We start from the raw sequence: 14,328 nt of genomic DNA on the forward strand, positions 1-14,328 counted from the left end.
GAGGAGCGCGGAGCATGCCCACGAGCGACTGGTGGGAGCGGGGCGGGGGCTTCCTGGTGGGGGATCCCTCCCCCGACGACGAGGCCGCGGTAGTGACCCCCGAGCAGGCCCGCGAGGAGGTGGAGCCCATCGCGGCCGTGGCCCGCGACTTCGTCCAGAAAGAGGTGCTGGCCCGGGGCGATCGCCTGCTGGAGCACGACTACCCGACCCTGCGGGAGCTCCTGGCGAGAGCCGGCGAGCTGGGGCTGCTCGGGGTCGAGGTGGAGGAGGCCTACGGCGGCTCGGCCCTGGGCCCCGTCTTCGGGGCGGCGGTCACCGAGGAGATCGCCCGGGCGGGCGACTTCGCCGTCACCTTCGGCGCCCACAGCGGCATCGGCACCCTGCCCCTGGCCCTCTTCGGCACCCCCGAGCAGAAGGCCCGCTACCTGCCGGATCTGGTCGCGGGCCGCAAGGTGGCGGCCTACGCGCTGACCGAGCCCATGGCCGGCTCGGACGCGCTGTCGGCGCGCACTCGCGCCACCCCCGTCGAGGGCGGCTTCGTCCTCGAGGGGCAGAAGCAGTGGATCACCAACGCCGGCTTCGCGGATCTCTTCGTGGTCTACGCCCGGGTGGACGGCGAGCGCTTCACGGCCTTCCTGGTGGAGGCCGGCTCGCCCGGCTTGAGCCTGGGCCCCGAGGAGGACAAGCTGGGCATCCGGGGCTCGTCGACCCGGGCGGTCTTCCTGGACCGGGTGCGGGTGCCGGCCGATCACGTCCTGGGCGAGGTCGGCCGGGGCCACGTGGTGGCCTTCGGCGTGCTCAACATCGGCCGCTTCAAGCTGGCGGCCGGCTCGCTGGGCTCCGGCAAGGCGGCGATGGCGGTCGCGACGGCCTACGCCGAGAGCCGCCAGCAGTTCGGCCGGCCCATCGCCGACTTCGGGCTGGTGCAGGAGAAGCTGGCCCGCATGGCGGTGCGGCTGTACGCACTGGAGAGCATGGTCTACCGGACGGCGGGCCTGATGCACCGGCGGGGGCTGGCCGACGGGCACGCGTCGGCGGTCGGGGAGATGGCGGTGGAGTGCTCGGCCAACAAGGTGTACGGGAGCGAGGCCCTCTCGTCCATCGTCGACGAGGCCCTGCAGATCCACGGCGGCTACGGCTTCATGAACGACTACCCCGTCGCCCGCATGTACCGGGACGCCCGCATCAACCGCATCTTCGAGGGCACCAACGAGATCAACCGCCTGCTGATCCCCGACGCCCTGCTGCGGCGGGCCATGCGGGCCGGCCTGCCGCTGCTGCAGTCCATGGCCGAGGCCCGGCAGGCGGTGGAGTCGCGGGACGGGGCGACGGCGGGCGAATGGCACGGCGACGGGGGGCCCCTGCCCGACGCCGCCTGGATGGCGGGCATGCGACGGGCGCTGCTGTACGCGGCGTCGCGGATGGTGGAGCGCCACGGCACGGCCCTCGAGTCGGAGCAGGAGCAGCTCGGCCGGCTGGCCGACATGGTGATCGGCTACTTCGCCGCGCAGAGCGCCTGGATCCGGGCGCGCCGGGCAGCCGAACGGGACGGGCGCGACGCGCCCCTGCACGCGGCGCTGGCGGCGCTGGTCATCGACGAGGCCACCCGCCAGATGGAGCAGGCCGGGCGGGACCTGGCGGGCGACGCCGAGGCCGTCGACCGGATGGCCGCGCTGCTGCGGCGACCGCCCATCGGCATCATCGCCCTGCAGCGGCAGGTCGCCGCCGCCGTGCGCTCGGCAGGAGGCTACCCCCTGGGGCCGCGATGAGGCCCGGGGCCCCTCGCGCCGACGAGGGGCCCTCTCCCACGCCGGCGGTCAGCTGTCAGGACCCGTCGTCGGCGGGCTGCCCGGGCCGTCGCTCCCGGGCCAGGGTCTCCTTGCCGGCCTCCACCAGGCGGCGCACCATCTGGCCGCCGATCTTGCCGGCCTCCCGCACCGTCAGCTGATCGGGGTCTCGCAGGTCGTCGGCCAGCCCCAGATCCTCGGCCACCTCCTCCTTGAGGCCCTCGGTCGTCTCGCGGCCCGCCCCGGCCAGGCCGGCCCCTTGCACGGCCGTCCGGTCTCGATTATCTTGGGGGCGGCGCACTCGGAAGCGCTTGGCTCGTGGCGCGCGTGGCGTCTCCGTCATGCGGGCATGACCTCCCGGTCAAAGAGCATGCGCCCGCCTGCGTCCGCCCATGTGGTGGGCCGATGGCAGGCGAGCGCGGACAAGGCGGGGCGGCCGACGGGCAAGCTTCGTGGGGGAGCGACGACAACGTGCCAGGGAAGAGGGCCTCGTCGATGAAGCGCATCGCCGTTCTCACCAGCGGGGGCGACGCCCCCGGCATGAACGCGGCCATCCGCTCGGTCGTACGGGTGGGCATCGCGGAGGGCCTCGAGGTCTACGGGGTCGAGCAGGGCTACGCCGGGCTCATCGCGGGCCGCTTCGTGCCGATGACCGTGCGCAGCGTGGGCGGCATCATCGGGCTGGGCGGCACCGTGCTGGGCAGCGCCCGCTGCCCCGAGTTCCGTACCGAGGAGGGCCGCCGCAAGGCCATCGAGCAGATGCAGGCCCACGGCATCGACGGGCTGGTGGTCATCGGCGGGGGCGGCTCGCAGACGGGCAGCCTCCTGCTGCACCGGATGGGCTTTCCGGTGGCGGGGGTCGCCTCCACCATCGACAACGACCTCTACGGCTTCGACCTGACGCTGGGGGTCGACACGGCCCTCAACACCGCCCTGGAGTCGCTGGATCGGATCCGCTCGACGGCTTCGTCCCATCACCGGGCCTTCCTGGTGGAGGTGATGGGGCGAGACTGCGGCTACCTGGCCCTGATGACGGCGCTGGCCGGGGGTGCCGAGGTCGTGGTGGTGCCCGAGGTGGACGTGGACCCCGACGCCGTGGCGCGGGAGTTGCGGGAGGCGTACGAGCGCGGCAAGTCGCACGCGATCGTGGTGGTGGCCGAGGGCGCCCGCTACAACGCGGCGGCCATGGCGGAGCACTTCCGCGAGCGGCGGGACGAGGTGGGCTTCGAGCTGCGCATGACGGTGCTGGGGCACGTGCAGCGGGGCGGTACGCCCACGGCCTTCGACCGGCTGCTGGGCACCCGGGCCGGCGCCATGGCCGTCAAGCTGCTGGTGGAGGGCCGCCACGGCCACATCGCCGGCTGGCTGGAGGGCAAGGTGCAGGCGCTGCCCCTCGAGGAGGTCGTCGGCAAGAAGCGGCCCCTGGAGCCGGATCTCTTGAGCCTGGCCGAGGTGCTGGCCCAGTAGCGCGGGGCGGCGCCCGGCACCCGGAGGGTGGGGTGGCGATGGCCGAGCCCGAGGCATCGTGCATCTTCTGCCGCATCGTGCGGGGTGAGGCCCCGGGGCATCTCGTCTGGCAGGACGGGATGGTCGCGGCCTTCATGGACATCTACCCCTCCAGCCGCGGCCACGTGCTGGTGGTGCCCCGCCGCCACGCCGTCACCGTGTGGGATCTGACGGCCCAGGAGGCCGGGGCCGTGATGCAGGCGGCCTGGCGCATCGCGCACGCCCTGCGCCGGGTGCTGCAGCCGGCAGGCCTCAACCTGCTGCAGTCCAACGGGGCCGTGGCCGGCCAGCAGGTCTTCCACTTCCACCTGCACCTGATCCCCCGCTACGGCGGGGAGGAGGGGCTGCGCTTCCGCCTGCGGGGACCCGATGCCGAGACGCCCTCGGCCGACGCGCTGGCCGAGCTGGCGGCCCGCCTGCGGGGAGCCCTGGAGGCTTAGCGCCCACGACTCCCCCGGGCCGTCGGGGCCTCCCGCTCCGACCCTTCACCGGAGCTCCGCGAGGATGCGACGGTAGACCGCCTCGTACCCGTCGACCATGCGCTCGACGGTGAAGCGCGCCTCGACCCACCGCCGGCAGGCGGCGCGGTCGATCGCGTGGAGGTGCCGCACCGCCTCCACGGCCTCCTCCAGGGTGTGCACGACCCACCCCGTCTCGCCGTGGCGCACCACCTCGGGCACGCTGCCCAGCGCCATGCCGATGACCGGCGTGCCGCACGCCTGGGCCTCCACCAGCGCCAGCCCGAAGGGCTCGGGGACCGTGCACAGGTGCAACAGCGCCAGGGCCTGGCCCAGAAACCGGTCTCGATCGAGCGGGCCCAGCTCGCCCACGTAGGCGACGCGGTCGCCGTCCAGGTGGGGCTCGATCTCCCGCCGGAAGAAGTCGCGCTCATCGGGCGGGATGATGGCGGCCATCCGCAGGGGCAGGCCCGTACGCCTGGCAACCTCCACGGCCAGGTGGGCGCCTTTCTTGGCCGACATGCGCCCCAGGAAGGCCAGGTAGCGCCCGGGCTCGGGCCGGAAGGTGAACTGCGACAGATCCACCCCGTTGTAGACGGTGGCCACGTAGCGCAGCTCGGGCAGGCCGGCCCGCTCGGCGTCGCTGATGGAGACGTAGGGCAGGTGGGCCCATCGGCGGTAGACGGGCCGGGTCGCCGGCTCCAGCAGGGCCGAGCCGTGCAGCGTGGTGACGATGGGCACGTCCACCAGGTCGGCGAAGGCCAGCGGGTAGCAGTTGAGGTGGTTGTGCAGCACGTCTACGGCTCCGGCCCGGGCGTGGCGCAGCGCCTCGGCGATGTGCAGGTACTCGTAGATCTTGGGGTCCAGATCGGGCGACTCCCCCAGCGGACGGGGGCAGACGGCCACAAGCCGGGCGGAGGTCACGCTGTCGCCCGTCGCGAACAGCGTCACCTCGTGGCCGCGCCGCACCAGGCCCTCGGCCAGGTGGGCGACCACCTGCTCCCACGGGCCGTACCGGCGCGGCGGCGTCCTCCACGTGATGGGCCCCAGCAAGCCGATCCGCACGATGGCATCCCCCTCCTCTTGTAGGATCCTGCAAATCTCGTCGCACCAGCCAGCAGGAAACGTGCCCGGCGCGGCGAATGCGAAGGGCGCGGAGTGGGGGAAAGTGGTGCGAAGTGGAGGACCCCCGCCAAGCGGCCGGGCTGGGGAGCCTGCGGCCCACGGCGCACCGTTTCCCCCACAAAGCATCTTTCGGGGCCCGACACTCCGGGGGACGGGACCGGTTCGCTGGCCGTGGCCTTCATGGGCGAGTACCAGCACCAGCTGGACGAGAAGGGCCGGCTCATCATCCCTGCTCGCTTTCGCGAGGAGCTGGGCAGCCCCTTCGTGGTGACGCGGGGGCTGGATCGGTGTCTGTTCGCCTTCCCGGTCGCCGAGTGGGCCAACGTGGAGGCCAAGCTCCGGTCGCTGCCGCTGACGCAGGCCGACGCGCGTGCCTTCGTCCGGCTGCTGATGGCGGGCGCCTCCCCCGTGGAGCTGGATCGAGCCGGCCGGGCGCTGGTGCCACCGCACCTGCGCCAGTACGCGGGCCTGCAGCGAGACGTCGTGGTGCTCGGTGTGGGGAGCCGGGTGGAGATATGGGATCAGGGTGCGTGGGAGTCCTACGCCGCCCAGGCCCAGGGCTCGTTCGAGGCCATCGCCGAGAAGATCGTGGGGCTGGGGCTGTAGGGACGTTGCAGGAGCACGAGGCGCCGCACCGGCCCGTCATGGTGCGGCAGGTGGTGGAGCTGCTCGGGCCGCGCCCGGGCGGGGTCTACGTCGACGCCACGGTGGGTGCCGGCGGGCATGCGCGCGCCTTGCTGGAGCGAGAGCCCTCGGTACGGATCGTCGGCCTCGACCGGGATCCCGAGGCGCTGGCCGTCGCCGCCAGGCGGCTCGAGGCATGGCGAGATCGGGTCGTGCTCTTGCGCGCTGATTTTTCTGAACTCGAGGCAAAGCTTCGTGATTTGGGGCTCCAACGCGTCGACGGGATCCTCTTCGACCTGGGCGTCTCGTCGCTGCAGCTCGACACGCCCGGTCGGGGCTTCACCTACCAGGTGGACGAGGCGCCCCTCGACATGCGCATGGATCCGGCACTGCCGCTCACGGCGGCCGATCTGCTAAACCGGTTGCCGAAAGAGCGGCTGGCGCGGATCTTCCGCGAATACGGCGAGGAGCGGTGGGCGTCGCGCATCGCCGCCTTCGTCGTGGAGGCGCGGCGGCGCCAGCCCCTGGAGCGGGCGGGCGACCTGGTCGCCTGCATCAAGGCGGCCGTGCCCGCGGCTGCCCGGCGCACCGGGGGCCATCCCGCCCGGCGGGTCTTCCAGGCGCTCCGCATCGCCGTCAACGACGAGCTGGGCCAGCTGGAGCGCGCCCTGCCCCAGGCCATGAGGGCCCTGAGGGAGGGCGGGCGGCTGGTGGTCATCAGCTTTCACTCGTTGGAGGATCGCCGGGTCAAGGAGGCCCTGCGCCGCGCCCAGAGCGCTGGCGAGCCCGTGCCGATGCGGGTGTTGACCCGCAAGCCGTTGACGCCCGACGCCGCCGAGGCCGCCCGAAACCCCCGGGCCCGGAGCGCCCGGCTGCGAGCCGCGGAGCGACTGGCCGGACCGGACCGCGCGGCCTCGACGAAGGGAGTCCGATGACCATGGCGACGCCGGCCTGGGCGCTCGTGCCAGCCGAACCTCGGACGAGATCCTCCCATCGAGAGGGGGAGGGGGCAGCCCGGGCCGTGGCGGTGGCCGGCCCCCTGGCCCGGCCCCATCGGGTCGTGGCGGGCTGGCTGGTCGCCGTCGTGCTGGTGGTGGCGGGTTCGACGGCCTACCTGAGCCTGCTCGTGCATATGGCGATCATGGGGCGTCAGGTGGCCCGGCTCCAGGCGGAGCTGGCCATGGAGCGGCGCCGGGGTGAGGCCCTGGAGGTGGCGCTGGCGCGGGAGACGTCGCCGGCGCACACCGAGCGGATGGCGCGCACGGTGCTGGCCATGGAGAGGCCCGACCGGGTCCGGGTGCTGGTGCTGGACGGGCCTGCCGCCTCGGGCGTGGCGGTGGCGAGCCGCACGACCGTCGAGCCGGCGCCGGCCCCGGATGCGCCGGGATGGGCCGAGCGGCTGGGTGCGGCGCTGGCGGCGCTGCTGCAGAAGCCGGTGGCCCTGGCCCGGCAGCTGCCCGCGTGGCCGTGACGAGGCGCCCCGGGAGGAGTCGAGGCGCGGTTGCTGGCCCCCACCTCGCCCCTCGTCATTCAGCGACGGATCGCCTGGCTGCTGGTGGGTACCGCCCTGGGCGCCCTGGTGCTGGCAGGGCGCCTCTTCTACCTGCAGGTGGTGCGCCACGGGGAGCTGAGCCGGCTCGCCCTGGAGCAGCGGCTGCGGCCGCTGCCGGTGGACCCGCGACGCGGCACCATCGTGGATCGAAACGGCAACAAGCTGGCCATCAGCGTCAGCGCCGACGCGGTCTACGCCATCCCCAGCGAGGTCGAGGACCCTGCCGCCACCGCCCAGGCACTGGCCGGGGTGCTGGGGATGCCGGCCGACGAGATCGAGGAGCGCCTGCGCAGCCGCCAGGCGGCGGTCTGGATCGCGCGCCGCCTGGACACCGAGACGGCCCGGCGGGTGCGGGCGCTGCGCCTGCCCGGCATCGGGCTGGTCGAGCGTCCGCAGCGGGTCTACCCCAACGGTTCGCTGGCGGCCCAGGTGCTGGGCATCACCGGTATCGACAACCAGGGGCTCGAGGGGCTCGAGTTCTACTACGAGGCGCACCTGCGGGGGGTGCCCGGGCGGGTCGAGGCGGAGCGGGACGCGGCGGGCCGGGAGATCCCGGGCGGCATCAGCCGCTACGTGCCCGCCCAGGACGGGCACGAGCTGGTGCTGACCATCGACCAGGTGATCCAGTACCGGGCCGAGCGGGAGCTGGAGCGGGTGGTCCGGGAGACCCAGGCGGAGCTGGGCATCTTCATCGGCATCGACCCGCAGACGGGCGAGATCCTGGCCATGGCCCAGTATCCCACCTTCGACCCCAACCGCTACGCCGACTACCCGCCCGAGCTCCGGCGCAACCGGGCCATCGCCGACCAGTTCGAGCCGGGCTCCACCTTCAAGATCGTGACGGGCGCCGCCGCCCTGGAGGCGGGCGTCGTGCGACCCGACGAGCGCTTCTTCGACCCGGGCTTCGTGGCCATCGGGGGCGGGCGGGTGAGCTGCTGGCTGCCTGGCGGCCACGGCAGCCAGACCTTCGTCGAGGCCACCGAGAACTCGTGCAACCCCGTCTTCGCCATCATCGGGGCCCAGCGGCTGGGCCCCGAGACCTTCTATCGCTTCGCCCGGGCCTTCGGCTTCGGTCAGCCGCTGGGGCTCGACTTCCCCGGCGAGGCCAGCGGCTTCCTGCCGGCACCGGGCACCATCCAGCACGGCGAGCTGTTGCGCTGGGCCAACATCGGCTTCGGCCAGGGCGTGGCCGTCACGCCGCTGCAGCTGGCCATGGCCGCTGCCACCATCGCCAACGGCGGCGTGCTGATGAAGCCGCACCTGGTCAAGGAGATCCGCACCGCCGACGGCGAGGTGCTGGAGCGGGTACGCCCCGTGGCCCTGCGTCGGGTGCTCTCGCCGGGGACGGCGGCCGAGTTCGCTCGGATCCTGCGAAGTGTGGTGGTGAACGGGTCGGGCACCCGGGCGGAGATCCCCGGCTACCGGGTCGCGGGCAAGACCGGCACGGCGCAGGTGCCCAATCCGGGTGGGGGCTACGGTGACGACGCGATGGCGTCGTTCGTCGGCTTCGCCCCGGTGGACGGCGCGCGCCTGGTGGGGCTCGTCATGATCTACAAGCTCGGCGTGCAGCCCCGGTGGGGCGGACTGTGGGCGGCCCCGGTCTTCCGGGCTATCATGGGAGATGCCCTGAGCTACCTGCGGGTGCCCCGCCGCGAGGAGACGCCACCGCAGCCGGGCACGGGCGAGGACGGCCGGCCGCTGGCGCTGGTGCCCAACGTGCTCTTCATGGAGGCGGCGCAGGCCGCGGCGAGGCTGGAGCAGGCCAGCCTGAGCGTGAGCGTCGAGGGCAGCGGCACGCTGGTGGCCGACCAGATCCCCCGGGGCGGGGCCCAGGTGCCGCAGGGCACCCGGGTGCGCCTGGTGCTGGACCAGGAGCTGCCCCGACCGTCGGCGCCCGAGGTGGAGGTGCCGTCGGTGCTGGGCAAGAGCCTGGCCGAGGCGGCCGCGATCCTGGCCGGGCGCGGCCTGTTGCTCAACGTGGAGGGGTCGGGCTTCGCGGTCTTCCAGTCGCCGGCGCCGGGCGAGCGGGTGCCGGCCGGGTCGGCGGTGGAGGTGCGCTTCGCCTTGCAGCGGGATGGAGGACGGCCATGACGGTGCAGGAGCTGGCCGATGCCCTGGGCGGCGTCGGCCGGCCGGGGCGGGCGTGGGAGGATCCCGGGCGGCGGCGGGCGGCGCTGCGTGCGGTGCGCTACGACTCCCGGCGGTGCAGCCGGGCGACGCCTTCGTCTGCATCCGCGGCAGCCGCCTCGACGGGCACGACTTCGCCGGCGAGGCGGCCGAGCGGGGCGCTGTCCTGATCCTGGCCGAGCGGGCGCCGGGGCCGGTGGTGGACCGGGTGCCGACGTTGCTGGTGGCCGACAGCCGCGCGGCGCTGGGCCAGGCGGCCGCGGTGGTGCTGGGCCATCCGGACCGCCGGCTGCGCCTGGTCGGGGTCACCGGCACCAACGGCAAGACGACCACCACGTACCTGACCAAGGCGGTGCTGGAGGCGGCCGGGTACCGGGTAGGCCTCATCGGCACCATCCAGCAGCTGGTGGGCGACCAGGTGCTGGGCGCGGAGCGGACGACCCCGGAGTCGGCCGACCTGCAGGATCTCTTCGCGCGCATGGTGGCCGTCGGCGCCAGCCACGCGGTGACGGAGGTCTCCTCCCACGCGGTGGTGCTCAAGCGGATCGAGGCCATCGAGTACGACGTGGGCATCTTCACCAACCTGACGCAGGATCACCTGGACTTCCACGGCACGATGGAGGCCTACCGGGAGGCCAAGGCGGGCTTCTTCGCCACCCTGAGCCCCGGCACCAAGGGCCGCAAGCTGGCCGTCATCAACGGCGACGACCCTTCGGGCGCCTACATGGCCGCCCGCTCGACAGCGCCGGCGCTCTTCTACGGGCTCGAGCCGGGGCGCGACGTGACCGCCGAGGCCATCGAGGCCCGGCCCGACGGGCTTCGCTTCACGGTGCGCACGCCCTGGGGGGCGTCGGCGGTGCGGCTGCAGCTCGGGGGCGCCTTCAACGTCTACAATGCCCTGGGCGCGCTGGGGGCGGGCCTGCACGAGGGGGTGCCCCTGGCGGAAGCGGTGGCGGCCCTCGAGCGGGTACGAGGGGTGCCCGGGCGCTTCGAGGCGGTGCGGGAGGGGCAGCCCTTCGGCGTCATCGTCGACTACGCGCACACCCCCGACGGCCTCGACAACGTGCTGACCTCGGCCCGGGCCCTGGGGCCGCGGCGGCTGTGGGTGGTCTTCGGGTGCGGCGGGGACCGCGATCGCACCAAGCGGCCCAAGATGGGGGCCATCGCCGCCCGGCTGGCCGACTGGGTCATCATCACCTCCGACAACCCACGCAGCGAGGACCCCGAGGCCATCTGCCGCGAGGTGGAGGCGGGGCTGCTGGCCCAGCGGGCCAGCAGCGGCCCCGTCGCGATGCAAGGCTACGACGTGGTGGTGGACCGCCGGGAGGCCATCGCCCAGGCCGTGCGGCGGGCCCAGCCCGGCGACCTGGTGGTGGTGGCCGGCAAGGGCCACGAGACCTACCAGATCCTCAAGGATCGCATCGTGCCCTTCGACGACCGGCAGGTCGTGCGGGAGGCGCTGCGCGAGCTGGGGTACGGCGCACCGGCGCCGGAGAGGAGCGGTCCGTGATGGAGCCCTTGACCGCCGGCGCCGTGGCCGAGGTGTGCGGCGCGACGGTGCAGTCCGGGTCTCCCGAGACGGTGGTCGAGCGGGTTTGCACCGACTCCCGGCAGGTGCAGCCGGGCGACCTCTTCATCGCCTTGCGAGGGCCCCGCTTCGACGGGCACGACTTCGTGGCCGACGCCCTCGAGCGAGGTGCCCGGGCCGTGGTGGTGGAGCGCGGCAGGGTCGGGGAGCTGCCCGCTCGGACGGGGGCGGTGCTGGGGGTCGACGACTCCCTGGCGGCCCTGCAGCGCCTGGCGGCCTGGTACCGCCGGCGGATGCGCGACCCGGCGGTGGTGGCCGTCACCGGCAGCGTGGGCAAGACCACCACCAAGGAGATGGTGGCGGCCGCCCTGAGCGGGCTGGGAGCCGTGGTCAAGGCACCGGCCAGCTTCAACAACGAGGTGGGGGTCCCGCTCGTCATCCTGGCGGCCGGCCCGGGCACCCGGGCGCTGGTGCTGGAGATCGGCATGCGCGGGCCCGGTCAGATCCGCCACCTGGCCGGGGTGGCCGCCCCCACCGTCGGCGTCGTGACCAACGTGGGCGAGTCCCACGTGGGGCTGCTCGGCAGCGTCGAGGCCATCGCCCGGGCCAAGGCCGAGCTGGTGGAGAGCCTGCAGCCCGGGGCCACGGCCGTGCTCAACGGCGACGACGAGCGGGTGCGGGCCATGGCCCGCCTCACCCGAGACGGGGTGCGGGTGCTCACCTTCGGGTCGGGCGCCGGCTGTGACGTGCGGCTGCAGGCCGTCGAGGGCGGCGGGCTCGGGGGCACCCGGCTCGAGCTCGAGTATCGCGGGCAGCGGGCAGGGTGCCGGCTGGCCGTGCCGGGGCGCCACATGGCCATCAACGCGGCGGCGGCCGTGGCCGCGGCGCTGGCCTGCGGCGTCGAGCTGGAGGCGGCGGCCCGAGGGCTGGACGGCTTCGCGGGAGCCGCCATGCGCATGGAGGTGATCCGGACGGCCGACGACATCGTCCTGCTCAACGACGCCTACAACGCCAGCCCCACCTCCATGCGGGCGGCGCTGGAGACGCTGGGCCGCGTGGCGGCCGAGGAGCGCCGGCGCGCCGTCGCCATCCTGGGGGACATGCTGGAGCTGGGCGCCCTCGCCCCCCAGGCGCACCGCGGCATCGGCCGGGAGGCGGCCGAGCGGGGCGTCGATCTGCTGGTGGCGGTGGGAGAGATGGCCGGCGAGATGGCGGCCGGCGCGCGCGAGGGCGCGGCGGGCTCGGAGATGGCCATCGTCATGGCCCGTGACGCCGAGCATGCCGTCGCCGTCGCCTGCCGGCAGGTGCAGGCAGGCGACGCCGTGCTGGTCAAGGCATCCCGGGCCATGGGCCTGGACGGGGTGGTGCGGGCGCTGGTGCGGGCGCATCCCCCGGCGGACGGGGCCGGCGGCCGCGTGCCCGAGGAGGCGGAGCCGGCGTGACGGGCATCGGTGGCGCCCTGGCGGCGGCTCTCCTCAGCACCCTCGTGACGCTGGCGCTGCTGCCCGGCACCATCCGGATGCTGCGGCAGCTGGGCGCGGGCAAGAGCATCCGGGCCGAGGGGCCCGCCCGGCACGCGGCCAAGGCCGGCACGCCCACCATGGGCGGCGTGGTGATGGTGGGGGCGTCGGCGGCGGCGACGCTGGCGCTGGCGCCGGACCTGGACGTCGCCCTGCCCCTGGTGGCGGGGGTGGCGGCCTTCGGGCTGCTGGGCAGTCTCGACGACCTGCGGGCGCTGGTGCGGCGGCGGGCCATGGGGCTGCGCGCCCGCGAGAAGCTGGCGGGACAGCTCTTGCTGGGCGCCGCGCTGGGCGCCTGGGCGTTGAGGGTGGCCCCCGAGGTGAGCCAGCTCTCGCTACCCTTCACCCAGGCCAGGTGGGATCTCGCGCCCCTGCCCTTCGTGCTGCTGGCGGCGGTGGCCACGGCGGGGGCGACCAACGCCGTCAACCTCACCGACGGCCTCGACGGGCTGGCGGCGGGTGCCGTGGCCCTCACCTCCGCGGTCTACGCGGGGGCCGCCTTGTTGATGGACAGGCCCTCCGTGGCCATCTTCGCGGCCAGCGTGGCAGGGGCTTGCCTCGGCTTCATCTGGTACAACGGCTACCCGGCCCAGGTCTTCATGGGTGACGCCGGCAGCCTGGCGCTGGGCGCGGCGCTGATGGGGATGGCCATCTTCACCCAGACGCTGTTGGTGCTGCCCATCGTGGGCGGGCTCTTCGTGGCCGAGACGCTGTCGGTCATGGCGCAGGTCACCTACTTCCGCCTGACCGGCGGGCGGCGGCTGTTGCGCATGAGCCCGCTGCACCACCACCTGGAGTTGAGCGGCTGGAGCGAGCCCAAGGTGGTGGTGAGGCTCTGGCTGGCAGCGGCGCTGTGCGGGCTGCTGGGGCTGTGGGCGATGCTGCCGGGGTTGCGGGGGTGAGGCCGTGATCGGGTGGGGACGCCGGCATCCGGTGGCCGGTGCGGCCGTGCGGGCCGGGCCGGCGAGAGGCGCGGTGCCGGCGGCGACGGCCTGGCCCCAGCGGTCGGCGGCAGGGGCCGCGCCGCCGGACGTGGTGCTGGTGCTGGCGGTCATGACGCTGGTGGGCATCGGCCTCGTCATGGTGCTGAGCGCCAGCTACACCCGCGCACTGTCGCAGTTCGGCGATCCCTACCACTTCTTCGAGCGGCAGGTGCTCTACGCCGCGGCGGGATGGATCCTGGTGGCCCTGCTGAGCCGGATCGAGCCGGACCGATTCAAGCCCCTGGCAGTGCCCCTGATGGCCATCAGCTACGTGCTGCTGGTGGTGGTGCTGCTGACGGGGCCGGAGATCGGCGGGTCGCGCCGGTGGATCACGCTGCCGCTCTTCAGCTTCCAGCCCTCGGAGCTGGCCAAGCTGGCGGCCATCAACTTCACCGCCTACTGGGTGGCCCAGCGGCCGGGAGAGATGGGGTCGCTGGTGCGGGGGTCGCTGGTGCCGCTGCTGGCGGCCGGTCTCGCCTTCGGGCTCATCATGCTGGAGCCCGACTTCGGCACGGCGGCCATGCTGCTGGGGGTCGTGGTCGTGCAGCTCTTCGCGGCCGGGATGCGCGTCGCCCACCTGGCCGGGCTGATGGCCCTGGCGGTGCCGGGCCTGGCGGCCCTCATCTGGCTCGAGCCGTACCGGTTGGCGCGGCTGTTGGCCTTCGTCGACCCGTGGGCCGATCCCGCCGGGCGCGGCTGGAGCGTCATCCAGGCGCTGCTGGCCCTGGGCTCGGGCGGGCCCTTCGGGCTGGGCCTGGGCCAGAGCCGCCAGAAGTTCGCCTACCTGCCCGAGCACCACACGGACTTCATCTTCGCCATCCTGGGCGAGGAGCTGGGCTGGGTCGGGGCGATGACGGTGGTGGTGCTCTTCTGCGTCGTCGCCTGGAGAGGCTATCGCATCGCCCTGGGCCTGCGGGATCCCTACCAGCAGGTGCTGGCCACCGGCCTGGTCGTCTTGCTGGTGGGCCAGGCCCTGATCAACATGGGCGTCGTCAGCGGGATCCTGCCCGTGACGGGCATCCCCCTGCCCTTCCTCTCCTACGGGGGCAGCTCCCTGATCGGCAGCCTGACGGTGGTGGGCGTTTTGCTGGCACTCTCCCGAAAGAGCGTGGTCTGAG

13 protein-coding genes are annotated in these 14,328 nt (G+C 74.0%); 11 read left to right on the forward strand and 2 right to left on the reverse strand.

Annotated elements, in window-relative coordinates; translation table 11 throughout:
• Positions 1-14: 14 nt before the first annotated feature.
• Positions 15-1,769 carry an acyl-CoA dehydrogenase FadE gene (locus VLY81_RS06635; protein WP_324670232.1) on the forward strand — a complete coding sequence of 585 codons (1,755 nt, stop codon included), beginning with the start codon at positions 15-17 and terminating at the stop codon, positions 1,767-1,769.
• Between the two features lie 55 nt (positions 1,770-1,824).
• Here VLY81_RS06635 and VLY81_RS06640 read toward each other — a convergent pair whose 3' ends face one another.
• A complete protein-coding gene (locus VLY81_RS06640; RefSeq protein WP_324670233.1) occupies positions 1,825-2,130 on the reverse strand; it encodes an alpha/beta-type small acid-soluble spore protein in 306 nt (101 codons plus the stop codon).
• Positions 2,131-2,282: 152 nt separating this feature from the next.
• Between VLY81_RS06640 and pfkA the strand changes: the two genes are divergently transcribed.
• Both pfkA and VLY81_RS06650 read left to right on the forward strand, forming a co-directional pair.
• A complete protein-coding gene (gene pfkA / locus VLY81_RS06645) occupies positions 2,283-3,254 on the forward strand; it encodes a 6-phosphofructokinase (RefSeq protein ID WP_324670234.1) in 972 nt (323 codons plus the stop codon).
• A gap of 38 nt (positions 3,255-3,292) precedes the next feature.
• Positions 3,293-3,733 carry an HIT family protein gene (locus VLY81_RS06650; protein WP_324670235.1) on the forward strand — a complete coding sequence of 147 codons (441 nt, stop codon included), beginning with the start codon at positions 3,293-3,295 and terminating at the stop codon, positions 3,731-3,733.
• Between the two features lie 45 nt (positions 3,734-3,778).
• Here VLY81_RS06650 and VLY81_RS06655 read toward each other — a convergent pair whose 3' ends face one another.
• Positions 3,779-4,816, reverse strand: a complete 1,038-nt coding sequence (locus VLY81_RS06655) for a glycosyltransferase family 4 protein (protein ID WP_324670236.1) — start codon at positions 4,814-4,816, stop codon at positions 3,779-3,781.
• 240 nt (positions 4,817-5,056) lie between these two features.
• Here VLY81_RS06655 and mraZ point away from each other — a divergent pair, with 240 nt between their 5' ends.
• The 8 genes from mraZ (at position 5,057) to ftsW (ending at position 14,327) form a co-directional block, all read left to right on the forward strand.
• Positions 5,057-5,482: a division/cell wall cluster transcriptional repressor MraZ gene (gene mraZ, locus VLY81_RS06660; protein ID WP_324670237.1), complete on the forward strand. Its 426-nt coding sequence runs from the start codon at positions 5,057-5,059 to the stop codon at positions 5,480-5,482.
• Positions 5,483-5,487: 5 nt separating this feature from the next.
• Complete coding sequence (rsmH, locus tag VLY81_RS06665) at positions 5,488-6,435, forward strand: 16S rRNA (cytosine(1402)-N(4))-methyltransferase RsmH (RefSeq protein ID WP_324670238.1); 948 nt, start codon at positions 5,488-5,490, stop codon at positions 6,433-6,435.
• Positions 6,436-6,521: 86 nt separating this feature from the next.
• Entirely contained in the window at positions 6,522-6,971 is a 450-nt protein-coding gene (locus tag VLY81_RS06670) for a hypothetical protein (RefSeq protein WP_324670239.1), read from the forward strand.
• Positions 6,972-7,001: 30 nt separating this feature from the next.
• Positions 7,002-9,143 carry a penicillin-binding transpeptidase domain-containing protein gene (locus tag VLY81_RS06675; protein WP_324670240.1) on the forward strand — a complete coding sequence of 714 codons (2,142 nt, stop codon included), beginning with the start codon at positions 7,002-7,004 and terminating at the stop codon, positions 9,141-9,143.
• Positions 9,144-9,195: 52 nt separating this feature from the next.
• Entirely contained in the window at positions 9,196-10,689 is a 1,494-nt protein-coding gene (locus VLY81_RS06680) for a UDP-N-acetylmuramoyl-L-alanyl-D-glutamate--2,6-diaminopimelate ligase (RefSeq protein ID WP_324670241.1), read from the forward strand.
• The gene (locus VLY81_RS06685) at positions 10,689-12,149 is read left to right on the forward strand and encodes a UDP-N-acetylmuramoyl-tripeptide--D-alanyl-D-alanine ligase (protein ID WP_324670354.1); all 1,461 of its coding nucleotides are present in this window, start codon (positions 10,689-10,691) and stop codon (positions 12,147-12,149) included. The genes VLY81_RS06680 and VLY81_RS06685 overlap by 1 nt, the downstream gene beginning before the upstream one ends.
• A complete protein-coding gene (gene mraY / locus VLY81_RS06690; RefSeq protein WP_324670242.1) occupies positions 12,146-13,129 on the forward strand; it encodes a phospho-N-acetylmuramoyl-pentapeptide-transferase in 984 nt (327 codons plus the stop codon). Before VLY81_RS06685 ends, mraY begins: the two co-directional genes overlap by 4 nt.
• Positions 13,130-13,160: 31 nt before the next feature.
• Positions 13,161-14,327: a putative lipid II flippase FtsW gene (gene ftsW, locus VLY81_RS06695; RefSeq protein ID WP_324670243.1), complete on the forward strand. Its 1,167-nt coding sequence runs from the start codon at positions 13,161-13,163 to the stop codon at positions 14,325-14,327.
• The last annotated feature ends 1 nt before the right edge of the window (position 14,328 follow it).

The sequence above is a fragment of the Limnochorda sp. LNt genome (genome assembly GCF_035593265.1).
Taxonomy (GTDB): domain Bacteria; phylum Bacillota; class Limnochordia; order Limnochordales; family Geochordaceae; genus Geochorda; species Geochorda subterranea.